This window comes from Halogranum roseipondis (genome assembly GCF_059695585.1).
Window position 1 is genome coordinate 2,388,347 of record NZ_CM185235.1, and the last position, 23,060, is coordinate 2,411,406.

Consider the following 23,060-nt stretch of genomic DNA (forward strand, 5'->3'; position numbering starts at 1 on the left):
CGCTATACGCCGAGTCGACGGCCGCCGTCCGTCCGCTGGGCGTCTCCGTCGTCACCCGGGCGTCTCCGTCGTCACCCGCTCGGCAGCGACGCTCCCGTTTGCGTCTGTCTCCTCGACGACGTACCGCTGGCCGACCATCGGGTCCAACAGGCTGTCGACCGGCGCTTTGTCGTCGCGGAGGACGGGGACGTCGCCGGTCCGCTCGTCGGTCCGGTACGAGGTGAGTTGCGCCGACAGATCGATGCCGATGTCGCGCTCCCGGTTCCGTGTCTGGAGCTCCGCCTGCGTGAGCCGCACGTCCTGCTTGGTCGCGACGACCTCGATGTTCTGGACGACGACGCCGCCGACCGTCGGGAAGCTGTACACCTGTGGGAACACCTCTCGGATCGTCTTGTACTCGGCGCGGTAGAACTGCGAGGCCGGGCCGCTGGGCGCGGAGATGACGTTCGCAACGAGCACGCCGTCGTCGTCGAGGCGGTCGGCGGTCAACTGCATGAACTCCACCGTCGTCAACTGGAACGGCACCTTGTCCTTCTTGTACGCGTCGAGGACGACGAGGTCGTACGTCTCGTCGGTCTGCTGGAGGTACTGTCGGGCGTCCATCGTGTGGACGTTCAGCCGCTCTCCCTCCTCGACGCGGAAGTACTCCTTGGCGACGTCGACCACCTCGGGGTCGATCTCCACCACGTCGACGGTGACGTTCGGGTAGGTGTCGAGGAAGACTCGCGGTCCGGTGAACCCGCCGCCGCCGACGAACAGCACGCGGTCGATGTCGCCGGGGTCGTCGGCGAAGAGATACGGCGCGTGGAAGTAGGAGGTGTAGTCGAAGACGTGGCGCGTCGGGTCGCTCTTGTCCATCGCGCTGTGCGGTTGGCCGTCGAGGTAGAGCGTCCGCGTGTCGCCGGAGTCGACGACGCGGAGCTCCTGGTAGGCGGTCTGCGTCTCGTAGACGACGTTGCCGCCGACGCCGAGTCCGACGCTCCCCGTCGCCGCCGCGACGAGGAGTGCGACCGTGATGCCGAGACTCCACAGCGCCTCGTCGCGGTCGACGGTCGGCGACGCGATGGCGACGGCCGTCCCGACGGAGAGGAGACCGAACAGGAGGGCGATCTGGTTGATGCTGAGCGCGGGGATGAGGAGGAACGTCGTCGCGAACGCGCCGACGATGCTGCCGACGGTGCCGACGGCGTAGACGTGGCCGGAGGCCGCCCCGATCTCGGAGCGTCCGGAGAGTTCCGCGGCGTAGGGGCTGACGTACCCCAGGAGATACGTCGGTGGACCGAACAGGACGACGATCCCCGGGATGGACGCGAACCGACTCGGCAGCGGGAGCGTCGACGTCGCCTGCAGCAGCACGTCGCCGAAGAGGATGAGTCCGGCGACGTAGAGCGCCGACACGAGGAAGACGCCGACCAGCCGCCGGTTGGAGGCGTGCACTGCCGCCCGTTTGCCGCCGCGGTGGTAGCCCAGGCTGAGCGCGGCGAGGAAGACGCCGATGATGCTCCCCCACGTGTAGATGCTGCTGCCGAACTCCGGGGCGATCATCCGGCCGGCGAGAATCTCCAGCCCCATGCTGGCGACGCCGGAGACGAACACCGCGAGTTCGGGGCGAGACAGGCGAAGCGAGGAGACGGAGGGCGTCGAAGCCATGTCGCTAACAGAGGGAGAGGCCGATAATAACTGTTGGACCTGCGGTCATCGGCTCCGGGTCGATTTCGGCAGTCGAATCACCTCGGTCGCGCCGGTCACGACCAGTGACTTCGGTACTCGAACGTCGCCGACCGATCCTCGAAGCGCGCCAGTTCGAACTGCGTCGTCGGGAACGGCGCGGCCTCGCCCGTCACGAGCGAGCGCACCGCTCGGCCCACGACGGGCGACAGCATCACGCCGCGGCCGTGGAGTCCCGTGACGACGACGAGACCGTCGGGGGCGTCGGCGGGCGCGTCGACGATGGGCAACCCGTCGGGCGACGCACAGTCGGCCGTCGGACAGCAGTCCTCCCGCCGGACGGTCCCACCGTCGACGCCGAGCAGGGACGCGACGTCCTCCATCACCGTCTCGCGGAACGACCCTTGAACGCCCATCGGCGTCCCCTCCGGGTCCGAGAGGAGGTGTTCGTTGCCGCCGACGAGCACGTCTCCCCGCTTCGTCGGTCGCCAGTAGACCCGCATCGTCGGCTCCGATCCGAGCGGGAAGGAGTCGGAGAGCGGGTCGTCGGGTTCGACGACGACGGCGTTCCAACGGAGCGGCCGGACCGGTAGTTCGACGTGGTCGGCGAGGAGTTCGCGCGTCTTCCACCCCGTCGCGTAGACGACGTGGTCGGCGTCGACGGGGCCGTACTCCGTCTCGACGCCGACGACCGCGCCGTCGTCGACGCGGAGGCCGGTGACCTCGTGGTCGCGGAAGACGCCCGCACCGGCCTCCTCGGCCAGCCACTTCAGCGTCATCGCGTAGTCCAGCGCGTCGAGATAGCCGGTCCCCTCGTAGACGAGTCCGCCGCCGTAACCCGAGAGATCGCCGAAGGCGTCCGGATAGCGAGCCTCGAGGTCGTCGCGTGCGAGGAACTCGCCGCCCGCGGGAGCCTCCTCGGTGTACCGCGCCGCGTTCGACTCGGGGACCAGTCGCACCGTCTCTCGGTCGGTGAACGAGAAGACGCCCCGTCCGTCGAGCGCGCGGAACTGTTCGAGAGCGAAGTCGGCCCAGCCGTCGGGGAACGGTTCGAGCGAGAGCGAGATCATCCCGGAGGCGCGGGAGCTGGTGTCGGCGGCGACGCCGCCCTTGTCGAGGACGACGACGTCGTAGTCGGACGCGAGTTCGCGAGCGACGGCGAGACCGGAGACGCCCGCTCCGACGACGACGACGCGGTCGGTGTGTGTCGACATGTGTCGAGCGATGAGGAGGCTAGACAAAACGCTACGGGTTGTCCTGTGAGCCGAGCCGAGGCGACGAACGGTGACCGACCGCAAACGCTGTTCCTACAGTAACTTTCATTACAGTTCGGTGCACAGAGAGAGGTACATCATGTCGGTCGTACCCGTACGCGTCTGATTCTTCACTCCCACGAGTATCGCCGTACGACCGACTGCAGCCATCGACGAACCCGACTGTGAGCACACACACCTACCCGACGACCGCGACCCGACGGACCGACACCACCGACGCCGAACCGACCTACCAGCCAACTATCGACCGCTCGACCGGTGACCGGACGGCCCCGACGACCCCCGCCGACGGCGACCGCGACGACTCGTGGGTCGCGCGCTGTCAGTCGCAGTTCGACGCGACGCGGACTGACCGACTCGGCAACCTCGTCGACGCCGAGAACCAGGCGATGCCGACGGGGACGACCGAGTCGCGGGACCCGTAGCTACTTTTCGCCGCCCGCCGTCTCGGCGGTCATGACCCGACTCGACGTCTCGGAGGGGTTCGACGTCCACGACTACCGGACGAAACTCAAACTCGTGCGGCAGGACCGCGAGACGATGTATCTGGAGAACCGAGAGAACTGTCACTGTCCGGCCTGTGACCGGCCGTTCGACCGACTGTTCGTCTCCGAGAACTCCGAGGTGACGTTCGGTAGCGCGCCGAACGGCCCCATCTGTCTGGTCCGTACCGACGACCGACTGCTGGTGCTGACGCACTGACTCTCCTGCATCGACGTTCGACAGACCGACTCCGTTCCGACCGACCGAATTCTGTTTCTTAAGAATGTCTGCTTTATTCTGATAACTAGTTCTGATAATAATTAAATAACTTCTTCAATTCAAAACTAATATATGCAGATGTTCTCGAACTCCAGTCAGTGTGCCATTCCGAACGCACGCTTGCCTGAAACCCATGACACGAAGCGACTACACGAGACGGACGTTCGTACGGACGGCGACGGCACTGACGGGCCTCGCGGGCTTCTCGTCGCTGGCGGCCGCAGACCACGAGGAATCGGTCGTCGTCGTCGACGGCACCGAGAGCCACGACATCCAGTGGTACAACCTCGCCGTCACCGGTGAGATCACGGGAAAGAGCACGGCCGAGGGGGCCTCGCGGAACGACAGCGACTGGCTGGAGTCGACCGCCGTCGCCGGCGGCTACGTCCGCGGCGGGAAGGACGCCTACACGTTCACGGGCGAACTCGTCGGCCTCTGGTCGGACGGCGACCCCGACGTCACGGTCGACGGGTCGCGCGTCGACCCGGACCCGCTCCGGATGGTGTCCATTCAGAAGGACGACGCGTCGTCGCGCGTCGACTACGAACTGTCGGTGAGCGGTCTCCTGTCGAGCAGTGCTGCTAACGGCGCGAGCATCGACGGTGGCGACCGCGTCGCCGGCGGCCGCGCGCGCGGCTACGTGAAGGGCGGCACCGACAGCTACGCCTTCGCCGGCGACGTCGAGGACCTGAACGCCGACGGTGGCCTCACAGTCGTCGTCGACGGCGAGACGGTCGGCTACGAGGGCGAGTGGCCGCAGTCGAGCGACGATGGTTCCGACGACTCCAGCGGCGACGGCGGTGAGACCGGCGGCAGCGACGGACCCGACTCCTTCGCCGCGCAGGTCGAACGCCGCGTCCACGAGAAGGTCAACGCTCGCCGTCGCGCAGAGGGACTGAGCGACCTCGGCTACGACGCCGACCTCGCGGCCGCCGCCCGCGCACACAGTCAGGACATGGTAGACCGCGACTTCTTCTCGCACGTCGCGCCCGGTGACAGTAGCTTCGCCGACCACTACGAGGACGAGGGCGTCTCCTGCAGTGGGCTCGGCGAGAACATCCTCTATCGGTCGCTCCGCTCGGAGGACGTCGACGCCGTCGCCGAGAACGTCGTCACCCAGTGGATGAACAGCACCGGCCACCGGGAGAACATCCTCGACGACGGCTGGCTGGTCGAGGGGATCGGTGCCGTCGTCTCCGACGGCCGCATCTACGTCACGCAGGGCTTCGGCAGCGGCTGTTGAACGTCGACTGACTGCGGACCACTCCCTTCTCTTCTCGTCTCCTCTCTTCTCGTCTCTCCCTTCGTTCGCCGGTCGACGCCGCCGCACCGCGTACTCGTCCGCTGTCGCGCCGTCGCGGAGACCTGTCTCTCGGAGCGACTCTGTGACGGCGACCCGTGTGCGTCGGCAACGTACTGCATGCCCATTGTGCATAATACGACGAGTTTTTATGCCCTATGTGCATACACCGAGTCGATGGCAGCACTCGACATCACGCCGCTCACGTTCGAGGACCTCGACCCCGAGCGTCGACCGTCGTTCCGGACGGCGCTCCTGCCCGTCCTGGCGGTCGTGCTCTTCCTCGGCGTCGGGTCGGCCGTACTCAAACTCGACCCGCACGTGCCGTTGCTCTGGAGTATTATCTTCGTCGCCGTCCTCGCGCGTCACCGTCTCGGCCTCTCGTGGGACGCTATCGGCGACGGTCTCGCCCGGGGCCTCCTGATGGGCCGACAGGCGCTCTTCATCATCTTCGTCATCTACGCGCTCATCGCGACGTGGGTCAGCGCCGGGACGATTCCGACGCTGATGTCGTACGGGCTGGAACTGCTCAGTCCGCAGGTGTTTCTCCCGGTCGCCGCCGTCTTGGGCTTCGTCGTCGCGTTCGCCATCGGGTCGTCGTGGACGACCGTCGGGACGCTCGGCGTCGCCTTCGTCGGTATCGGGTCGGGGCTCGGCATCCCCGCGCCGATGACCGTCGGTGCGGTGCTCTCCGGCGCGTACGCCGGTGACAAGCAGTCGCCGCTGTCGGACACGACGAACCTCGCGGCGGGCGTCACCAACACCGACCTCTACGACCACATCCGAGCGATGCGGGCCAGCACCCTCGTCGCCTTCGGCCTCGCTGCCGCCGTCTACGTGGTGATCGGCCTGCAGGTTGCGAGCGGCGGTGCGACCGGCGGGACGGTGTCGGAGATCCAGACCGCGCTCACCGGGTCCTACGCGCTCTCGCCGCTCGCGTTCCTCCCGCTCGTCGTCACCTTCGGGCTGGCGCTGCGCCAGTACCCGGCGCTGCCGACGCTCGTGGCGGGCGTGCTCGCCGGCGTCTTCACCACCATCGTCCTGCAGGGCGCGGGGTTCGTCGAGGCGTGGGAAGTGTTCATGTACGGGACTGCCCCGGAGACGGGCAGCGAGCTCGTGAACGGCCTGCTCGACAGCGGCGGACTCACCGGGTCGGCGTGGACGATCACCGTCGTCGTCGCCGCGCTCTCGCTCGGCGGTCTGCTGGAGAAGACGGGCGTTCTCGCCGTCCTCGCCCACGAGCTGGCGCGGTCGGTCCGGAACGTCGGCGGCCTCGTCGCCGGCACCGGTGCGGCAGCCATCCTGACGAACGTGCTCACCGCCCAGCAGTACATGAGCATCGTCGTCCCAGGGCTGACGCTCCGGGACGTCTACGACGAGTACGGCCTCGACAACGAGGACCTCTCGCAAGCCATCGAGTCGGCGGGGACGCCGACCGGCGCGCTCATCCCGTGGCACGCCGGGGCGGTCTACATGGCGGAGGTCACCGGCGTCGCGACGACTGCCTACGCCCCGTACTACCTGTTCGGCATCCTCTCGCCGCTCGTGCTGTTCGCCGTCGCTGCGACCGGGCTCGGACTGCCGGAGTCGACGTCGGCGGAGACGACCACGCCGAGTACCGCGGACTGAAAACGGAAAGACCGAAGCGGGCCGCTTCGCTTCTTCTGGCAGATGCAGTATGAGGAGCTTCAAGCCATGTACGCCGGCGACGGCTACTACTGGGGGACCGACCCGAACGACCTCGCGGAGACGACGCTCCGATCTCTCGACGACTCCGACTCGACCCGACTCGTGGATCTCGGTGCTGGCGAGGGCCGCGACGCGGTGTACTTCGCCGAGCACGGCGTCGACGTGCTCGCCGTCGACGTCGCACCGAACGCGCTCGCCAAGGCCGAACGGCTGGCCGCCGACCGGGGTGTCGAACTCGACACGCTCGCGGCGGACGTGAACGACCTCTCGCTCGGCGCTCCCGTCGACGCCGTCTACTCCATCGGGACGGTCCAGTACGTCCGCCCCGAGAACCGCGAGCGACAGTTCGGCCACTTCAAGTCGCAGACTGCGGCCGGCGGCCTCCACAGCATCTTCGCCTTCGTCGACCATCCGGACGTCCCACCCGCGCCGGACTGGGGGGACAACGAGTACAGCTACGACCCGGGTGAACTCCGCGGCTACTACGACGACTGGGAGCTCTGCCACGAGGAGGCGTTCGTCTTCGACGACGACTCCGGCGGCGAACCACACCAGCACGCCGCGGAGGTCGTCGTCGCGCGCAACCCCGAGTAAAGGAGTTCGAACGATCAGTACGTCCGCGGTTAGCACCAAACACCGCGGCCGACCGTCAGTACGCCCGCGGTAGCACCAAACACCGCGGTCGACCGTCAGTACGCCCGCGGTAGCACCAAACACCGCGGCCGACCGTCAGTACGCCCGCGACGACGCCGACCCCACGTCGATACGGACGAGTACGTTGTCGGACCAGGCGTCGAGGTCGACGCCGTACTTCGGGTTGATTCGGGAGATGGCCTCGCGCGTCGCCTCGTCGTCGTCGACGACGGTTGCCGTTCCGAGGAGCGTCACCCGCCACTGGGCCTGCCCACCCTCGTCTTTCTGAATCGACAGTGCGACCTTCGGATTCTGTCTGACGTTCTGTAGCTTCTGGCCCGTCGTCAACACCTCGACGACGCCGTCGTCGTAGTGGTACCACACCGGCGCGACGTGGGGTCTGTCGTCGACGCTGGTCGCCAGATGCGCCATGAGCGGTTCGCTCGTCAGGAGGCGCTCGACCTCGGGAGAGATAGGACTGGACACGGACGGACGTCGTGCCGCGACCGCAAAAAACGTCGTCGCCGAGCCGCGGTCTCTCACACCAGCGAGTCCGGCCGGGTCGAGAGATACTCGAACACTAGACCCAGCCCCAGTCCGTAGGCGAGGTGGGCCGCGAGCGTCAACCCGATGTAGAGCACCAGTCCCAGTCCACCGAACCCCTCGTAGAACACGATGACGAACCCGGTCCAGAGGATGGCTCCGAACGCCATCCCGCTCACCGGCGGCCGTTCGCCCGGGAGATACTCCATCACCGCCGCGAACAGCAGCGGGAACGGAACCATCCCGTTGAAGAGGAACACGAGATAACCGATGACGATCGCCGGTCCGAACGCCTCCAACCCGGCTAACCCGCCCAGCTCGGCGAACGACTCCCTGGAGAACACGCCGACGGACTCGGCGATGAGCAACACGCCGGTCATCATCGCCGTCCCGACCAACCCGCCCGCGGCCCCGATGACACCGTCGCCGACGATCCCGATCAACCGATCGAACTCGTCGTCTTCGACCTCGATCTCTTCGAACGATTCGTCGTACTCGGTGGGTGTATCGACCATGTTACTACTTACCACACGAACGGTATTAACGTTCGTCCGTATCGCCGGGACTGTCACTTTCGAACGAACGTCCTGTTTTTCGTCATCTCACGACACTCATCGTGCAAAGAGTAAAGCATCCATGACAACAATTAACAAAGATGAGTGTGGCGACGATGATACCCACAGCAATCACACTGTTGCACTCGCAGGGGGGGTTCCCGAGCGAGTCGCGGGTCGCGGTGTTCGCCGAGATCTTCGGCGTGTTTCTCGTCTTGGGGACGGTCGTCGGGGTGGTGGTCGTCGGCTACATGTGCTACAACGCCTACCGCTACCGCGACGGCGAGCACCGCGAGGAGGTGTCCGACCGACCGTTGCTCGGTGAACTCCCGGGCGACAGCGGCGGCGGGCGAAAACTCCTCTTCTCGTTCACGCTGAGTGCGATCATCGTCGTCTCGCTCATCGTCTGGACGTACGGTGCGCTCCTCGAAGTCGAGAACGTCTCCGCACAGGAAGGTGACGACGCCGTCGACGTCCGCGTCGAGGGCTATCAGTTCGGTTGGCGGTTCGTCTACCCCAACGGCTACGAGTCGAACGAACTCCGCGTCCCCGTGGATACGACGGTTCGACTCTCGGTGACCTCCGAGGACGTGTTCCACAACTTCGGGATCCCGGCGCTCCGCGTGAAGATGGACGCCATCCCCGGCCAGACGACCGAGACGTGGTTCGCCGCCGAGCGGACCGGCACCTACCAGGCCAACTGCTACGAACTCTGTGGAGCGGGCCACTCGTTCATGAACGCGCCGGTCGTCGTGATGGAACCCGACGCGTACGACGAGTGGTACGCGAACACCACGCCCGCCGAGGCGACTGCGACCGAGAACGCGAGCGATGCGAACGCGACCGAGACGAACGCGACCGAGACGAACGCGACGACGGAGGTGGCGGCGTGACCCGCGAGCGTCGGACAGGGACGGACGGCGGAGGGGTGACGGACGGTGGAACGGAGACGGACGGCGGGACACCGACGGTGAGAGAGGAGTTCCTCGAACCGAGCGACGAGGAGAGTTCGATGGAACTGCCGCCGGCGACGTCGGTCAAGCGGTGGCTGCTCACGACCAACCACAAGGACGTCGGGATCCTCTATCTCCTCACCTCGCTGTTCTTCTTCGTCCTCGCCGGCGTCCTCGCGTTGCTCGTCCGACTCCAACTGTGGTCGTCGGGCGAGGGCATCCTCTCGGCGATGGCGTACAACCAGACGGTGTCGGCCCACGGGCTGCTCATGGTGTTCTGGTTCATCTCGCCGCTGGCGTTCGGGTTCGCCAACTACGTCGTCCCGCTCCAGATCGGCGCGAAGGACCTCGCGTTCCCCCGTCTCAACGCGCTCAGCTACTGGCTCTATCTCTTCTCCGGGCTGCTCTTTCTCGCCTCTTTCTTCCAGGGGAACACGCTCTCGGGCGGGTGGACGATGTACGCGCCGCTGAACGTCGCCACCTACATGCCCGACGTCGGCGCGAGTACGGTCGTCCTCGCGCTCGTTCTCTTCACCATCGGGATCACCGCCTCGTCGGTCAACTTCATCACGACGATCCACCGGATGCGCGCGGAGGGGATGACGCTGATGAAACTACCGCTCTTCAGCATGTCCATCCTCCTCACCGTCTGGATGATGCTTTTCGCCTTCGCGGCGTTGCTCGCCGCGCTGCTCATCCTCACCTCCGACCGCCTGCTCGGGACGACCTACTTCGCCGCCGAGGCCGGTGGGTCGCTCCTCTGGGCGCATCTGTTCTGGTTCTTCGGCCACCCCGAGGTGTACATCGTCTTCTTCCCCGCACTGGGGGCGATGGCCGAGATGTTCCAGACGTTCACCGGACGACGACTCGTCGGCCGCAAGTGGTTCGTCGCCGCGATGGTGCTCGTCGCCGTCCAGAGCTTCATGGTCTGGATGCACCACATGTTCCTGACGAGCATCAACCTCCCCATCAAGACGCTGTTCATGGCGACCACCATCGGCATCTCGCTGCCGTTCGACCTGATGGTGTTCGCGCTCATCTACACGCTCGTCAAGGGCCGCGTCCGATTCACGACGCCGTTCCTGTTCGGCTTCGGCGCACTCGTCCTGTTCATCATCGGCGGCATCACCGGCGTCTTCCTCGGAGCCGTCGTCCTCGACTACGAGTTCCGCGGCACCTACTGGGTCGTCGCGCACTTCCACTACGTGATGGTCGGCGGGGCGACGGCGCTCTTTGGAGCGATCTACTACTGGTTCCCGAAGATCACCGGGCGGATGTACGACGAACTGCTCGGGAAGGTACACTTCGCGCTCTACTTCGTCGGCTTCAACCTCCTCTACTTCCCGCTGTTTCTCGCGTGGGAGACGCCGCGACGGGCCTACGAGTACGACCCCGGGCTCACGCCGTGGCACCGACTAGCGACGGTCGGCGCGTTCCTGCTGGGCGCGTCGTTCCTCGTGATGTTCTACAACCTCTATCGGAGCCTCGCGACGGGCGAGACGGCGGCCGACAACCCCTGGGAGTACGCCACGAGCGCCGAGTGGACCGTCCCCTCGCCGCCGCCGCTGGAGAACTTCCCCGGCCGACCCAGCTACGCCACCGGGATGCTGCGGTTCGAGACGTCGTCCACGTCCGGCGGTTCCCCGACGAGCGCGGCGGCCGGCGACGGTGCGACCGACGGCGGCGTCGCACACGACCACGACAGCCACGCCAGCCCGTGGCCGTTCGTCGTCGCCGTCGGCGCGTTCTTCGCCTTCCTCGGCCTCTCGGCGCTCCGACAGGGGTCGTTCCCCGAGGGCGTCGCCGGGATGGGGTACGCCGGCGTCGCCCTGTTCGGGACGCTCCTCTTGGCGCTCGCGCTCGTCCAGTTCGGCCGCGAGTCGTTCCACACCAGCGAACCCGCCGTCGCCGAGCGGTGGCCGTTCGCGGGCGTCGAGCGGACGAAACTCGGCGTCTGGGTGTTCCTCGCCTCCGACGTCGTGCTCTTCGGCGCCTTCATCGGGTCGTACATCTTCATCCGACTCGCCGCGGGGTGGACGGGGTGGGAACCGGTCCCCCACGACCCGGTTCCCGGCCTCGTCAACACGTATCTCCTCCTGACGAGCAGTTTCAGCGTCGTGCTGGCGCTCGTCGCAGCACGGAAGGGTCACCGGACGGGACTCGTCGCGACCCTGTCGCTGACGTTCGTCCTCGGCGTCGCCTTCCTCGTCAACAAGGGGATCGAGTGGCTGGAGCTGTTCCACGAGGGGGTGACGTTCTCTTCGGGCGTGCAGGCGTCGACGTTCTACCTGACGACGGGACTGCACGCCGCCCACGTCGTCCTCGGCCTGCTCGTCCTCGGGTTCCTCGTCGTGAGAGCCCTCCAAGGGGCGTATCTGGAGGACGAACGACCAGTCGAGTACTTCGGGCTGTACTGGCACTTCGTCGACATCGTCTGGCTGTTCCTCTTCCCGCTGTTCTACATCCTGTGAGGTCCACACATGACATCAACGAAACTGTACGCGGTGATCTACGTCGTCCTCTTCGTGATGGCGACGGCACAGGTGCTCGTCGAGTTCGCGGGGCTGAGCTACTGGCTCGGCTTCTGGCTCATCCTCGCGCTCTCGGCGGTGAAGGCGCTGCTCGTCGCGGGCTACTACCAGCATCTGCTCTTCGAACCGCGGTCGATCACGTATCTGATGGTGACGGGTCTCGTCGCCGCGCTGGGACTGACGCTGGCGGCAGCGTACTCGATCACCTGACCCCGTCCGCCGTCCGTCACCGACTCCCCGGTCGCCACGAGAGCAACGCCACCGCGAGCACGAACACGGCCGTCGAGAGGTCCAACGAGTAGGCCGACACCGCCGTCACGAGACCGGCGCTCCCGCCGCCGACGCCGCCGACTGCCGCCACCAAGAGCGGGAAGCTACAGCCGACGCAGGTGACGAACGCGATCACGCCGGAGACGGCCGCCGTCGTCACGTCGAGCGTCGCCACGTAGAGGAGATACGACAGCGCGAGGTAGCCGACGACGCGGAACGGGACGAACAGCAGTCGGAGATGCGGCGACGTGTACGCGACGATCGGTCCCCACCCCGGCGAGGCGGCCGTGAGCGACACTCCGACCGCCGCTGGAGGGCTGTGGCCGACGGCGACGAGACCGGCCGCGTACGCCAGTGCCACGAAGTAGACGCTCGCGACGACGCCCGCGACGAGTCGCCGTCGCCGGCTCGCGGTCGGTGGTCGGCTTCGGTTCACCGCCCAGACGCCGACGTTCAGCCAGACGAAGGGGTAGAGGACGATTCGGATACTGGTCGGTTCCGCTCCCGTCACCCAGAAGTAGCCCGCGACGAGCAGGAGTTCGACGGCGACGACGACGACCCAACGACGGAGCGTCGCCTCGAGTCGGTCGCCGAGACGGGGTGCGGCGAGCGTCGACATCGCTCTCAGCCGAGTCCCACGAGGTTCGCCACGATGACGACGGTGAGCACGGCACCGAGGACGACGGCCGTCTCGGCGACTGCTCGGGCGCTCGCGTGCCCCAGGTTGCGGAAGACGACGTAGAGGCCGACGGGGAGGTAGAGACCGAGCACGAGGCCGAACAGGAGGATGATCGTCGTCGCCGCGGCGAGGTCGCCGTTCAGCACGAGCAGCGTCACCGCACCGAACCCGAGTGCGACGAGCACGAACCCGAGATACCACGTCGCCTGACTGTGGACGAGACGGTCCGCGACCCGCTCGCCGGGGACGGTGAACTCGCCTTCGTCTTCGGCGGTCGTGGTCGTCCCCGTGAGCCTCCGTGTCGGTCTGTCGGCGGTGGCGGTGACTCGCGCGCGCGGTACCTGCACGGTGTACCGTTCCCACGTGCGCAGACGGAGGATCGCGACGGCGACGAGGGCGACGAACAGCCCCGTCAACAGTGCGCTCGCGAGGTACGTCTCTTGTGCCATGGTATCACTTGTCTATCTGAAGTAGTTGTCTTTGGCTCGGCATAAACGTTCGCGTGGCCTCTTTCTACCACCCTCATCGGTCGCCGACTCCCGACGCGATTTTCCTGTCGAAACAGTATCTTAATTAACATTAGAAAGTTGACTTCTTTACGGTCTCACGCCGATACAGACCCCATAAGTGGGATTATGCACTGTATAGGAAAGCCCCCTCCGCGTCAACGTGGGGTCGATGACCTCTCGGTTCACCTCTCGAACCACGTCGACGGTAGTGAGTGTCCGGGCACCGCTCCTTCGTTCCCCCAGGAGGCCCAGCCATGCGTAACGTCGGCCTCATCGTCCTCGACACCGTTCGGAAGGACTACTTCGACGAGTACGCCCCGCGGCTGCAGGCGCTGTCGGACACCTCGATGACGCAGTGTCGCGCCGCCAGCTCCTGGAGCACGCCGAGTCACACCAGCCTGTTCACGGGCGAGCTCCCCTCTGAACACGGCGTCCACTCCGAGAGCTTCGACGCCTCGTTCGACTTCGGTCAGTTCGACGTCGACGACACGTTCCTCGGCGACCTCCCCGACCACCGCACCGTCGGCCTGAGCGCCAACTCCTACATCAACACGACGTTCGGGTTCGACACGCTGTTCGACGAGTTCTACGACTTCTCCATCGGCTCGCACACGAACGAGACGCTGTTCACCGACGGGATGGTCGTCCAGGAGTACATGAAGTCGACGGACGAACCGAACGCGGTCAAACGCTACCTCGGCTTCCTCAAGGCCTGCGCCGAACACGACAAACCGCTCAAGAGCGTCGCCAACGGCGTCTGGTCGCAGGTCGGCCACACAGTCAAAGACCTCCCCGTCCCGGAGGTCGTCGACGACGGCGCGAGCAACATCACGAAGACGGCGACCGAGCGGGCGACCGCGGCCGACGACTCCGTCTTCTTCTTCGCGAACTTCATGGACGCGCACACGCCGCTGCGGAACCTCCTCCAGTACGACCAGTCGCTGCACTCGGTGCCGAACGACTGGAGCTCGCGCAAACTGGACAAGTGGGAACTCAACAAGGACAAGGCGGCGACGCCCGAGTACACCGAGAACTACCGCCAGCTCTATGCGGCCTCCATCGACTACCTCGACCGCGTCGTCTCGCAGTTCGTCGTCGAACTGATGGCCAAGAGCGACGAGGAGTGGACGTTCGTCGTCATCTCGGACCACGGTCACAACCTCGGCTACGACGCCGACGACGGCCTGTTCCACCACACGGGGAGCATGTCGGAGGGCATCCAGCACACGCCCTGTGAGATCATCAACGCTCCCGACGGCTCCGCCAGCGAGATCACCGACTACGTCTCGCATATCCACCTGACGGACCTGATCCCGAAACTCGCCGCCGACGAACCGGTTCCCGAAGACTTCGGGCACGACCACGTGGTCGCCGAGACGATCGGCCTGCTGGGTCACGGTGACCGGACGTGGGGCCACGAGTTCTCGGAGGCCGACCACGCCTTCTGGAACCGGATGATCCGCGTCGCCTACGAGGGCGAGACCAAACTCGAGTGGGACTCCCTCGGCGACTGCGTCGAGTACGAACTCGACGCCGACCGCCCGTCGTGGCAGCGCGAGGTCGCGACCCACAGCGGGCCGCCGCCGGAAGTGACCGCGCTGTTCGACACGTCACTCGAAGAATACAAGTCGGCCGCCGCCGCAGACGAACAGGATATGGAGTTCGACGACGGGGTCGAAGATCAGCTCAAGGAGTTGGGGTATCTGTAATGGTCGGCATCTGTGGCGCACTCGGTGACCACGCGGCGCTCCCGCCCGAGTTCACTGAGTCGGTCAGCCACCGCGACGAGGAGACGCGGGTCGCCGTCGAGGAGAGCGAGTTCACCCTCCACGGGTCGTTCCACTCCGTGCTCGCGGGCGAGCAGCCAGCGACTGCCGCCGACGGCGACGTCCGCATCTGGGTCTGGGGCGACGTCTACGGCTACGACACCGGCTCCGAGCACGTCGCGCGCTCGAACGGTCGCGGCGGGAGCGCCGACTTCTGTGCGCGTCTCTACGACGCGCTCGGGATGCGGTTCGTCGCCGGACTCAACGGTGACTACGCGCTCGTCGTCCACGACGCGGCCGAGGAGACGCTGTCGTTCGTCACCGACCGACTGGCGACTCGCCCCGTCTTCTACACTCGTCCCGACGACGATACGTTCGTCTTCTCGTCGGCGTCACAGACGCTCACGACCTACCCCGGTGTCGACGCGACGTTCGATCTCCCCTACCTCTACGAGTATCTCCAACTCCGCCGCGTGTTCGGCGTGAAGACGCCGCTCACGGGGATCGAAGAGCTCCCACCGGCCTCCGTCGTGACGGTCGACCTCGACGACTTGTCGACGGAGACGTGGACCTACTGGACGCCCTCGTACGAGCCGGTCGACAAGCCGTTCTCGGCGTACCTCGACGAGTTCGTCGACACCGTCACCGAAGTGCTCGAAGAGTGGACCGACGACGACCTCGACTACGGACTGCTCTTGAGCGGCGGCAGCGACTCGCGACTCATCCAGGCGGCGATCGACCAGCCGACGACCGCCTTCCACAACGCCGACTTCATGAGCCGCGAGGCGAGAGTCGCCCGACGCGCGGCGACGATCAGCGGCGACGAGTTCCGCCTCCTCGAACGCGACGAGGAGTACGACGCTCGGCTGCTGGAGGAGGCACCCTCGCTGTCGAACTTCAGCGGCTGGTTCGACCAAGCGTACTTCTCCGGCTTCGAAGACGAGATCGTCGCCGAGTGCGACGTCCTCGTCGCCGGCCTCTACGCAGATATGCTGTTCGGGGGGAACCCCCTCGCGACGTACCAGTTCTCGGTCGGTGACCTCGGGACGGTGTCGCTCCCCCTGCGTCGGTCGATCGACTCGATCGACGAGTACATCGAGTTCCAGACGAAGGACGCGGTCGAACCGCTGCCGTACTTCGACGAGTCGCTGTCGCTGCGGTCGGTGCTGGGGTCGAACATCCGACACGACGACGGCGGCGTCGTCAGCCACGGCGTCCGCTACGGGTCGCTCCAGGATCTCGTGATGTACGGCGACTTCTACCCGATGGGTGGCGACACCGACGCCGTCTTCTCGCGGACGCTGATGCAGATGCGTCCCTACCGGACGCCGTTCCTCGACAACCGACTGCTCGAACTCGCCCAGAAGATCCCGGTTCGCCACCTCCTGCGTCGCAACCTCGTCGACGCCGCGGTCACCGAACTCGATCCCGCGCTCGCGGCGATCCCGCACGCTCGAACCGGCGTCCCGCTGAAGTATCCGTTCCCCGTCTCCTTCCTCGGAGACAACGTCTACGGCTTCTGGCGGAAGCACGTCGGCGACGAGTCGCCGCCGGAGCCGCATCTGACGCACACGCCGTGGCCGAACCGTCAGGAACTCATCCGCGCGCAGTCGTTCACCGAGGAGACGCTCTCGGAGCGCCGACGACTCCTCGAGGACTTCGAGTTCTTCGACTTCGACGGAGCAGTGCGGTGTTACGACGACCACCTCGACGGAACCAACAACCAGACCGTGCTCTACTCGCTCTTGACGATACTCAACATGCCCGCCACACGACGTGCTCACGCCGCTCTCACACGTTCTACCTCCAGTACCGACACTGTCGCCACCGACGGGGCCACGGAGACTCCGACGGGAGTGACGTCCGATGAGTAGCAGTTTCGAGTCGAACGCGACGACGACCGCGACCGCGACGACGGAGACACAGATGAACCGTGAACTGTTCGGCGTGTTCGGGAACCGCGACGCGTTCGACCGATTCCGGTCGGCAGAGTCCTTCGACGACGTCCTGTCGGGCGACGACGCGACGGTGGGAATCCGCGATTCGTCGCTCGACCATCCGACCCGGAGCGCCTTGTACGAGGGCTCCGAGGGGATGTGCGTCGTCTTCGGCGAGTTGATCCCGCCGACGGGGACGGACAACACGGCCAAGTGGCTCCTCGAGCGGTACGCTCGCCACGGGTTCGCCGCACTCACCGGGTTGAACGGGTCGTATCTCGTCGTCATCGACCACGACGACGAGACGGTCGTCATCACCGACCCGCTTCGCTCCTGGGAGTGCTTCTACGCCGACGTCGGCGGCGTCCGCGTGTTCTCTACCGACCCGAGCACGCTGACCGGACTCGTCGACGACTCGGCCGTCGACCGCGACTCCGTCCTCGAGTTCCTCCACCTCGGGACCGTCCTCGGGACGTCGACGGTGTTCGAGGAGATCAACCGGGTCCCGTTCGACGGCTATCTCACCGCCAGCGACACGGCCGAACTCTCGCGGTTCACCTACGACCCTCGGAGCTTCGACTACGTCGACGAACTCGCGACGCGACTCGAGGAGGCGATCACGCGCCGTGCGGGGCTGCCTGGACCGCGCGGACTGCTGCTCTCGGGAGGGAAGGACTCGCGCGTCCTGCTCTCGAAACTCGACATCGATCACTGCTACACCGTCGGCAGGCCCGGGTCGCGAGAGGTCCGCGCCGCCCGGAAGGTCGCAGCACAGTACGGCGCGGCCCACGACGTGCTGGCACCCGACGACCGCTATCTCCGTGGCGGCGACGAGAAGATCCGGTGTGCACAGGGGATCAAAGAGTCGCTCCACATCCACCACGCGGGGTACGACGACGAGTTCGACGTCGCGTCGATGTACCACGGCGCGCTGTTCGACACGCTCCTGAAGGGGTACTTCCTCGAACGCGACGGCGTCGAACTGTTCGGGTCGAAACTCCCCTCGAAACGGCTCCACCCCAACCCCAACCCCGTCGACTCGCTGCTCGACACGCTCGGATTCTTCCCCGACGCGAGCGAGCGCATCCCCGACGCCGTCGGCGACCTGTTCGGCGACATCACGGTCGACGACCCCTACGACTTCCTCCGGCGACGACTCGGGACGGAGCTGGAGCACTGCTGGTCGCGGACCGACTCGGTCCACAACGCGATGGACCTCCTCGTCATCAAGAACCAACCCGTACTCCCGTTCCGGACGCATCTGGCGGACAACTACTACGAGTCGTTCATCGCCGCCGACGTCGACCTGCTGGAGTGGCATCTGAAGACGCCGCCGGAACACCGCCACGACCGGACGTTCTGGGAGGCGCTCGAACGGATCGACCCCTCGATCTTCCACCATCGCCCGCCGAGCCAGCCCTACTCGTCGACGCAGCTCAACCAGATCGAGCGGTTCGTCCGCCGGAAACTGCCGGTGCTCGAACCGTTCGAGTCCGCGTGGCCCGACCGCGACGACGTCTACGACCGCTACGAGATGGACCGCGAACTGTTCCCCGACCGGGAGTCGGTCCACCAACTGCCGGTCCGACAGAAACTGCGCGTCAACGACCTGCGCTGGTGGCTGAAGTAGCTGCCGACGGTCAGCTCTGGGATCGGGCGACTCACACCACGCGGTTGACCATCGCGTCGAGGTCGCCGGCGGCGAGCGCCTCGTAGTTCTCTCGGATGAGCTCCCGCCACCGCTCGGGTTTCTTCGCCGTCGACCCGGCCATGTGAGGCGTGACGACGACGTTCGAGAGGTCCCACAGCGGCGAGTCGGCGGGCAGCGGTTCGGTCTCGAACACGTCGAGTGCGGCCCCCCTGATGGAGCGGTTCTGGAGCGCCTCCGTGAGCGCCGCCTCGTCGACGACGTCGCCGCGGGCGACGTTGACGAGGACGGTGTCCGACGACATGAGGCGGAACTCCTCGCCGCCGAGCAGTCCCCGGGTCTCCTCGGTGAGCGGGACGGCGAGGACGACGTAGTCCGACCGTCGCAACACCTCGTGGTAGTCGGCGGCGGCGAACAGGTCGTCGACGGCGGCGGGACACTCGCTCGTGTCCCGCTTGGTCCCGACGACGGTCATCCCGAGTGCGGCGCCGAGTTCGGCGACTCGCGCCCCGATGGCACCGACGCCGACGACGCCGAGCGTCTTGCCGCGCAGCTCGCCGCCCTCGAACCGCTCCCAGACGCCGCGCCCCTGCTGGCGGGTCGCCTGTACGAGCCCGCGCTCGAACATGAGCAGATAGCAGAGCGTCTGCTCGGCGATCGGTTCGGCGTGGATGCCCGAGGAGTTGGTGAGGACGATCTCTCGCTCTCGGAGCGCCTCGAGGTCGTAGTGGTCGACGCCGGCGCTGAGACACTGGATCCACCGGAGGTTCGTCGCCGCCGCGAGCAGGTCGTCGTCGAGATCGTAGGTGACGATCCCCGCGACGGTCTCGGCGTGTTCGAACGACTCCGCCGGGGTGTCGGCGACGACGACGTGTTCGGCCGGGACGACCCCGTCGAGGGCCGACAGCAGGTCGTCGGTGCGGTCCGGCGAGACGTGATGCGGGATCAGGAGTCGAAGTGGGTCGCTCACGACCGGGCGCTCACAGCGGGAACAAAAATAGCCTCGCCTGCGCTACTCGTCTGCCGGTTCGAAGTCGAGCGCGACGGAGTTGATACAGAAGCGCTTGCCCGTCGGCTGGGGACCGTCGTCGAAGACGTGTCCGAGGTGGCTGTCGCAGGTGGCACACCGGACCTCGATGCGACGCATCCCGTGGCTGGTGTCGGTCTGCGTCTCGATGTTCGCGTCCTCGGCGGCGTAGAAACTCGGCCAGCCGCAGGAGGAGTCGTACTTCGTCTCCGACTCGAAGAGCACCGTCCCACAGCCCTTGCACGTGTAGACGCCCTCGTCCGTCCGGTCGACGTGTTCGCCGGAGAACCGCGCCTCGGTGCCGCTCTCTCTGAGGACGCGGTACTCCTCGTCGGACAGCCGTTCGCGCCACTCCTCGTCGGTCTGGGGCAGTCGCTGGCTCTCACCGCTGGAGTCACTCATACGTGACGACAGGGGCCGAAGGCGGATAGACGTTGCCCGTCGGCGTCTACTTCCGGACGCGTTCGAGAACGATCCGCTCCTCGAACCCGCCGCGCTCCTGCGTCTTCTCGCGGCCGAGGCGTTCGACCTCCTCGCGGTCGATCCCCTCGACCCGACAGAGCGTGCCGACGACGGCGAGGACGTCCGCCAGCTCCTCGGCGTCGCCCGACTCGCGGAACTCGGTGGCCTCCTCGACCAGTTTCTCGCGGAGCCGTCGGCGGTACTCCGAGTCGTCGGCGACGTGGGTCTCGGGGCGGTCGCCGCTCTCGCGGACGAGGTCGGGGATGCGGTCGCGGACGAGTTTGTCGAACTCGATCGTCTCGCCGGCTCTATCGTCTCCGTCGGCTCGGTCGATCCCACCGGCTTCGTCGGTTCCATCAGCTCCACCTGCTGCGTCGGCTCGGTCGTCTCGGTCACTCATTCCGGATAGAGTTCGACCTCCTCGTCTATGGCTTCGATGGCCGCGACGTCCTCGTCGTCGAGCGCCAACTCCTGTGCCTCGAAGTTCGCGCGGAGATGCGCCTCGCTGGAGGCTTTGGGGACGACGACGACGTTCTCCATCGAACAGAGCCACGCGATGCTCACGGCGGCCTCGGTGGTGTCGTGTTTCGCGGCGATCTCCTGCAGTTCGGGGACGTCGAACACCTTCCCGCCCGCCAGCGGCGAGTAGGCGACGAGCGCGTAGTCGTGTCGCCGGGCGTGCTCGACCAGGTCGGGTCGCTGGAACAGCGGGTGGTACTCCGTCTGGTGGGCGAAGAGCGGCGACTGGAGCGTCTCGCGGGCCTCGTCGAGTTGCTCGACGGTGAAGTTGCTCACGCCGACGTGGCGGACTTTCTCGGCGTCGACGAGCGCGTCGAACGCCGGCAGCGTCGCGTCGGGGTCGTAGCTCTCGATGGGCCGGTGGACGTAGAGGAGGTCGACGGCGTCGACGCCGAGACGAGCGAGACTCGCCTGCGTGCTCGCGAGGACGGCGTCGGGCGTGAGGCTGTCGGCCCAGACCTTGGTGGCGAGAAAGACCTCGTCGCGGTCGACGTCGCTTCCGGCGATCCCCGCGCCGACGACGTGCTCGTTGTGATAGATCTGTGCCGTGTCGAGGTGGCGGTAGCCGACGTCGAGAGCGGTCGCGACCGTCTCGGCGCCGGTGGGGAACTCCAGCCCCATCGTCCCGAGACCGACCGGAGAGAGCCGTTCGTCCATACCGTCGTCTCACGGCCGTCACACTTAGACGACCGGGTTCGGTGTCCGAGTGGCCAAAACGGGAGAACATCACGGAACGTCGGGACGTCGTCGACGGGACACACGTAGAGGCTAAAACGCACGTACCGCCGACTCCCCACTCCGGGCAAGAGTCGTGCCCGTGGCTCTCCACGGTTGGCTACCACGTCTACTCGTAACAGGCGACTGCTTCGACTGTGCAGGCGTTTATGTTCGCTCGTCGTCAGGGGACTGCATCGGGGTCGTGATCGTGTGCTCGACCAGTCCCGCGAGCCCCCGTCGCAGGCGGTAGGAGACGGCGCGCGGCGAGATGTCGAGATCGGAGCCGAGATCCGCGAGGTCCGCCTCGCGGGGTTCACAGAAGTAGCCGCGGTCGTAGGCCAACTGGAGCGCGTCGTACTGTTTCTCGGTGAGGCTGTACTCCTGTCTGAACCCGGACTTCGAGAGGTCGTACAGTTTCGAGAGGTCGACCGGCGTCTCGGTCTCGATGCAGTGGGACTGAAACTGCTTGGCGTGGCTCCGGTCGGGGAACCGGAGTCTGAACTCCCACTCGTCTCCGGCGGCGTGGACGTCGAGGACCGTCCCCTCGGCGCCGACGATTCCCTCGACCATGCGCGTCACCGCGCCGGTCCACTCGACCTCGTAGAGCCGTCGCTCGGGCATCGACTCGACCAGTCGAAACTGCTCGACGGTCGACGCGGACGTTGCGTGGCGTTCGAACGTCTCTAGCTCCTCGCCTTCGGCCCAGAGGTACGGGAGGGTCCGCTGTTCGGTGGGGACGACGCGATCTAGTTCGACCTCGACGTTCGAGGCGGCCTCGAGTGCATCTCCGAGCGCGAACGAACTCGCGGGGAGGGAGAACTCGAGAATGATAGCCATATGCTCTGGTTCTCACCCCCAACGGTAATGCGTTGTGGGCACTCGACGCGCCCTCACCGTCCGGTCACGAGTTCCGGGATCTCGGCGAGACTGTCGATCTCGTACGTCGGTTCGGTGTCGAAGTCGGCGTCCGCCCGGTGAGGCCGTCGGATGAACGCCGAGTCGAGTCCGGCGTCGTGGGCGGCCAGCAGGTCCGTCTCGCTGTCGCCGACGTAGAGGGCAGTGTCGGCCTCGACGTCGGCGAGCGCCCGCTCCAGATAGTACGTGTTCGGCTTCTTGCGGTGGAGGCTCTCGGGGGTCGGTTCGCGGCCGTACGCCGTCTCGAAGAGGTGACCGACGCCGAAGTGATCGAGCAGGAAGTCGACCGTCTCCTGTTGGTTCGAACTGACGATACCGAGCGGATGGTCGAGACGCTGTACCGCCTCGAAGTCGTCGTAGAGCGTCTTGCGTCCGGCCCTGATCTCTGCCTGCTGGTGCTGTGAGGAGTGTCGATCGCGCAGCGAGAAGAACTCCGTCGGGTCGAGATCGTACGTCTCACACACCCGCTGGAGTGCGTCGGGCGTCACGCCGACGGCCATGTCGTCGACGTGGTCGGGACGAGGGTCGACGTTCAGGGTGGCGAACGTCTCGGCGGCGGCCCGACGGAGCACCTCGTACTCGACGAGCGTCACGAGCACGCCGTCGTTGTCGAAGAGGACCGCGTCGTATGTCACGAGACGATAGACGGCGCGCTCGCTCAAACCCGTTTCGACGTCCGGGTCTCGTCGCCGACGGACCCCGCT

Annotated in this window: 23 protein-coding genes; 11 read left to right on the plus strand and 12 right to left on the minus strand. The window is 66.5% G+C overall.

The window, feature by feature from the left end:
* Positions 1 to 51 precede the first annotated feature (51 nt).
* Together EOHIBHHM_RS12490 and EOHIBHHM_RS12495 are read right to left on the minus strand one after the other, a co-directional pair.
* On the minus strand, positions 52 to 1,650 hold the full coding sequence (locus tag EOHIBHHM_RS12490; protein ID WP_497251040.1) for a spermidine synthase: 1,599 nt from the start codon (positions 1,648 to 1,650) through the stop codon (positions 52 to 54).
* A gap of 95 nt (positions 1,651 to 1,745) precedes the next feature.
* Positions 1,746 to 2,882, minus strand: coding sequence for an NAD(P)/FAD-dependent oxidoreductase (locus EOHIBHHM_RS12495; RefSeq protein ID WP_497251042.1), 1,137 nt, complete (start codon positions 2,880 to 2,882; stop codon positions 1,746 to 1,748).
* 224 nt (positions 2,883 to 3,106) lie between these two features.
* On the opposite strand from EOHIBHHM_RS12495, the gene EOHIBHHM_RS12500 reads away from it, so the two are divergent.
* From EOHIBHHM_RS12500 to EOHIBHHM_RS12520, 5 genes are all read left to right on the plus strand, one after another.
* Positions 3,107 to 3,367, plus strand: coding sequence for a hypothetical protein (locus tag EOHIBHHM_RS12500; protein WP_497251044.1), 261 nt, complete (start codon positions 3,107 to 3,109; stop codon positions 3,365 to 3,367).
* A gap of 31 nt (positions 3,368 to 3,398) precedes the next feature.
* Positions 3,399 to 3,644 (plus strand): DUF7385 family protein, encoded by a 246-nt coding sequence (locus tag EOHIBHHM_RS12505; RefSeq protein WP_497251046.1) that lies wholly within the window; start codon positions 3,399 to 3,401, stop codon positions 3,642 to 3,644.
* 193 nt (positions 3,645 to 3,837) lie between these two features.
* The gene (locus EOHIBHHM_RS12510) at positions 3,838 to 4,947 is read left to right on the plus strand and encodes a CAP domain-containing protein (protein WP_497251048.1); all 1,110 of its coding nucleotides are present in this window, start codon (positions 3,838 to 3,840) and stop codon (positions 4,945 to 4,947) included.
* Between the two features lie 234 nt (positions 4,948 to 5,181).
* Complete coding sequence (arcD, locus tag EOHIBHHM_RS12515) at positions 5,182 to 6,633, plus strand: arginine/ornithine antiporter ArcD (RefSeq protein WP_497251050.1); 1,452 nt, start codon at positions 5,182 to 5,184, stop codon at positions 6,631 to 6,633.
* A 42-nt stretch (positions 6,634 to 6,675) separates the two neighbouring features.
* Positions 6,676 to 7,287: an SAM-dependent methyltransferase gene (locus EOHIBHHM_RS12520; protein WP_497251052.1), complete on the plus strand. Its 612-nt coding sequence runs from the start codon at positions 6,676 to 6,678 to the stop codon at positions 7,285 to 7,287.
* A gap of 135 nt (positions 7,288 to 7,422) precedes the next feature.
* Here EOHIBHHM_RS12520 and EOHIBHHM_RS12525 read toward each other — a convergent pair whose 3' ends face one another.
* Positions 7,423 to 7,812: a pyridoxamine 5'-phosphate oxidase family protein gene (locus EOHIBHHM_RS12525; protein ID WP_497251054.1), complete on the minus strand. Its 390-nt coding sequence runs from the start codon at positions 7,810 to 7,812 to the stop codon at positions 7,423 to 7,425.
* A gap of 53 nt (positions 7,813 to 7,865) precedes the next feature.
* Positions 7,866 to 8,384 carry a DUF6789 family protein gene (locus EOHIBHHM_RS12530; RefSeq protein WP_497251056.1) on the minus strand — a complete coding sequence of 173 codons (519 nt, stop codon included), beginning with the start codon at positions 8,382 to 8,384 and terminating at the stop codon, positions 7,866 to 7,868.
* A gap of 140 nt (positions 8,385 to 8,524) precedes the next feature.
* On the opposite strand from EOHIBHHM_RS12530, the gene coxB reads away from it, so the two are divergent.
* Genes coxB through EOHIBHHM_RS12545 form a run of 3 tightly spaced genes read left to right on the plus strand, consistent with a single transcriptional unit; the run spans position 8,525 to position 12,117 of the window.
* Positions 8,525 to 9,316 carry a cytochrome c oxidase subunit II gene (coxB, locus tag EOHIBHHM_RS12535; RefSeq protein WP_497251058.1) on the plus strand — a complete coding sequence of 264 codons (792 nt, stop codon included), beginning with the start codon at positions 8,525 to 8,527 and terminating at the stop codon, positions 9,314 to 9,316.
* A gap of 35 nt (positions 9,317 to 9,351) precedes the next feature.
* Entirely contained in the window at positions 9,352 to 11,847 is a 2,496-nt protein-coding gene (locus EOHIBHHM_RS12540) for a cbb3-type cytochrome c oxidase subunit I (protein ID WP_497256991.1), read from the plus strand.
* Positions 11,848 to 11,856: 9 nt separating this feature from the next.
* A complete protein-coding gene (locus EOHIBHHM_RS12545; RefSeq protein ID WP_497251060.1) occupies positions 11,857 to 12,117 on the plus strand; it encodes a cytochrome C oxidase subunit IV family protein in 261 nt (86 codons plus the stop codon).
* Positions 12,118 to 12,133: 16 nt separating this feature from the next.
* On the opposite strand, the gene EOHIBHHM_RS12550 is transcribed toward EOHIBHHM_RS12545, so the two are convergent.
* Together EOHIBHHM_RS12550 and EOHIBHHM_RS12555 are read right to left on the minus strand one after the other, a co-directional pair.
* Positions 12,134 to 12,796, minus strand: a complete 663-nt coding sequence (locus tag EOHIBHHM_RS12550; RefSeq protein ID WP_497251062.1) for a DUF7546 family protein — start codon at positions 12,794 to 12,796, stop codon at positions 12,134 to 12,136.
* A gap of 5 nt (positions 12,797 to 12,801) precedes the next feature.
* The gene (locus EOHIBHHM_RS12555) at positions 12,802 to 13,305 is read right to left on the minus strand and encodes a hypothetical protein (protein WP_497251064.1); all 504 of its coding nucleotides are present in this window, start codon (positions 13,303 to 13,305) and stop codon (positions 12,802 to 12,804) included.
* Between the two features lie 314 nt (positions 13,306 to 13,619).
* On the opposite strand from EOHIBHHM_RS12555, the gene EOHIBHHM_RS12560 reads away from it, so the two are divergent.
* Genes EOHIBHHM_RS12560 through EOHIBHHM_RS12570 form a run of 3 tightly spaced genes read left to right on the plus strand, consistent with a single transcriptional unit; the run spans position 13,620 to position 18,698 of the window.
* Complete coding sequence (locus EOHIBHHM_RS12560) at positions 13,620 to 15,074, plus strand: sulfatase-like hydrolase/transferase (RefSeq protein ID WP_497251066.1); 1,455 nt, start codon at positions 13,620 to 13,622, stop codon at positions 15,072 to 15,074.
* Positions 15,074 to 17,005 carry an asparagine synthase-related protein gene (locus EOHIBHHM_RS12565; RefSeq protein WP_497251068.1) on the plus strand — a complete coding sequence of 644 codons (1,932 nt, stop codon included), beginning with the start codon at positions 15,074 to 15,076 and terminating at the stop codon, positions 17,003 to 17,005. Before EOHIBHHM_RS12560 ends, EOHIBHHM_RS12565 begins: the two co-directional genes overlap by 1 nt.
* Complete coding sequence (locus tag EOHIBHHM_RS12570) at positions 16,998 to 18,698, plus strand: asparagine synthase-related protein (RefSeq protein WP_497251070.1); 1,701 nt, start codon at positions 16,998 to 17,000, stop codon at positions 18,696 to 18,698. Before EOHIBHHM_RS12565 ends, EOHIBHHM_RS12570 begins: the two co-directional genes overlap by 8 nt.
* A 31-nt stretch (positions 18,699 to 18,729) precedes the next feature.
* Here the strand turns inward: EOHIBHHM_RS12570 and EOHIBHHM_RS12575 are convergent, their stop codons facing one another.
* The 6 genes from EOHIBHHM_RS12575 to EOHIBHHM_RS12600 form a co-directional block, all read right to left on the minus strand.
* Positions 18,730 to 19,686, minus strand: coding sequence for a D-2-hydroxyacid dehydrogenase (locus tag EOHIBHHM_RS12575; RefSeq protein WP_497251072.1), 957 nt, complete (start codon positions 19,684 to 19,686; stop codon positions 18,730 to 18,732).
* Between the two features lie 42 nt (positions 19,687 to 19,728).
* The gene (msrB, locus tag EOHIBHHM_RS12580; protein ID WP_497251074.1) at positions 19,729 to 20,145 is read right to left on the minus strand and encodes a peptide-methionine (R)-S-oxide reductase MsrB; all 417 of its coding nucleotides are present in this window, start codon (positions 20,143 to 20,145) and stop codon (positions 19,729 to 19,731) included.
* A gap of 46 nt (positions 20,146 to 20,191) precedes the next feature.
* Entirely contained in the window at positions 20,192 to 20,605 is a 414-nt protein-coding gene (locus EOHIBHHM_RS12585) for a nucleoside triphosphate pyrophosphohydrolase (protein ID WP_497251076.1), read from the minus strand.
* Positions 20,602 to 21,381, minus strand: a complete 780-nt coding sequence (locus EOHIBHHM_RS12590) for an aldo/keto reductase (protein ID WP_497251078.1) — start codon at positions 21,379 to 21,381, stop codon at positions 20,602 to 20,604. Before EOHIBHHM_RS12590 ends, EOHIBHHM_RS12585 begins: the two co-directional genes overlap by 4 nt.
* 225 nt (positions 21,382 to 21,606) lie before the next feature.
* The gene (locus tag EOHIBHHM_RS12595; protein ID WP_497251080.1) at positions 21,607 to 22,278 is read right to left on the minus strand and encodes a helix-turn-helix domain-containing protein; all 672 of its coding nucleotides are present in this window, start codon (positions 22,276 to 22,278) and stop codon (positions 21,607 to 21,609) included.
* Positions 22,279 to 22,331: 53 nt separating this feature from the next.
* On the minus strand, positions 22,332 to 22,991 hold the full coding sequence (locus tag EOHIBHHM_RS12600) for an HAD family hydrolase (protein ID WP_497251082.1): 660 nt from the start codon (positions 22,989 to 22,991) through the stop codon (positions 22,332 to 22,334).
* Positions 22,992 to 23,060 lie beyond the last annotated feature (69 nt).

Excerpts from the sequence above, each read along its gene's own strand:
- EOHIBHHM_RS12490 (WP_497251040.1), bottom strand. The coding sequence starts at position 1,650 with ATGGCTTCGACGCCCTCCGTCTCCTCGCTTCGCCTGTCTCGCCCCGAA.
- EOHIBHHM_RS12495 (WP_497251042.1), bottom strand. The coding sequence starts at position 2,882 with ATGTCGACACACACCGACCGCGTCGTCGTCGTCGGAGCGGGCGTCTCC.
- EOHIBHHM_RS12505 (WP_497251046.1), top strand. The coding sequence starts at position 3,399 with ATGACCCGACTCGACGTCTCGGAGGGGTTCGACGTCCACGACTACCGG.
- EOHIBHHM_RS12510 (WP_497251048.1), top strand. The coding sequence starts at position 3,838 with ATGACACGAAGCGACTACACGAGACGGACGTTCGTACGGACGGCGACG.
- arcD (WP_497251050.1), top strand. The coding sequence starts at position 5,182 with ATGGCAGCACTCGACATCACGCCGCTCACGTTCGAGGACCTCGACCCC.
- EOHIBHHM_RS12520 (WP_497251052.1), top strand. The coding sequence starts at position 6,676 with ATGCAGTATGAGGAGCTTCAAGCCATGTACGCCGGCGACGGCTACTAC.
- EOHIBHHM_RS12530 (WP_497251056.1), bottom strand. The coding sequence starts at position 8,384 with ATGGTCGATACACCCACCGAGTACGACGAATCGTTCGAAGAGATCGAG.
- coxB (WP_497251058.1), top strand. The coding sequence starts at position 8,525 with ATGAGTGTGGCGACGATGATACCCACAGCAATCACACTGTTGCACTCG.
- EOHIBHHM_RS12545 (WP_497251060.1), top strand. The coding sequence starts at position 11,857 with ATGACATCAACGAAACTGTACGCGGTGATCTACGTCGTCCTCTTCGTG.
- EOHIBHHM_RS12550 (WP_497251062.1), bottom strand. The coding sequence starts at position 12,796 with ATGTCGACGCTCGCCGCACCCCGTCTCGGCGACCGACTCGAGGCGACG.
- EOHIBHHM_RS12555 (WP_497251064.1), bottom strand. The coding sequence starts at position 13,305 with ATGGCACAAGAGACGTACCTCGCGAGCGCACTGTTGACGGGGCTGTTC.
- EOHIBHHM_RS12560 (WP_497251066.1), top strand. The coding sequence starts at position 13,620 with ATGCGTAACGTCGGCCTCATCGTCCTCGACACCGTTCGGAAGGACTAC.
- EOHIBHHM_RS12565 (WP_497251068.1), top strand. The coding sequence starts at position 15,074 with ATGGTCGGCATCTGTGGCGCACTCGGTGACCACGCGGCGCTCCCGCCC.
- EOHIBHHM_RS12570 (WP_497251070.1), top strand. The coding sequence starts at position 16,998 with ATGAGTAGCAGTTTCGAGTCGAACGCGACGACGACCGCGACCGCGACG.
- msrB (WP_497251074.1), bottom strand. The coding sequence starts at position 20,145 with ATGAGTGACTCCAGCGGTGAGAGCCAGCGACTGCCCCAGACCGACGAG.
- EOHIBHHM_RS12585 (WP_497251076.1), bottom strand. The coding sequence starts at position 20,605 with ATGAGTGACCGAGACGACCGAGCCGACGCAGCAGGTGGAGCTGATGGA.
- EOHIBHHM_RS12590 (WP_497251078.1), bottom strand. The coding sequence starts at position 21,381 with ATGGACGAACGGCTCTCTCCGGTCGGTCTCGGGACGATGGGGCTGGAG.
- EOHIBHHM_RS12595 (WP_497251080.1), bottom strand. The coding sequence starts at position 22,278 with ATGGCTATCATTCTCGAGTTCTCCCTCCCCGCGAGTTCGTTCGCGCTC.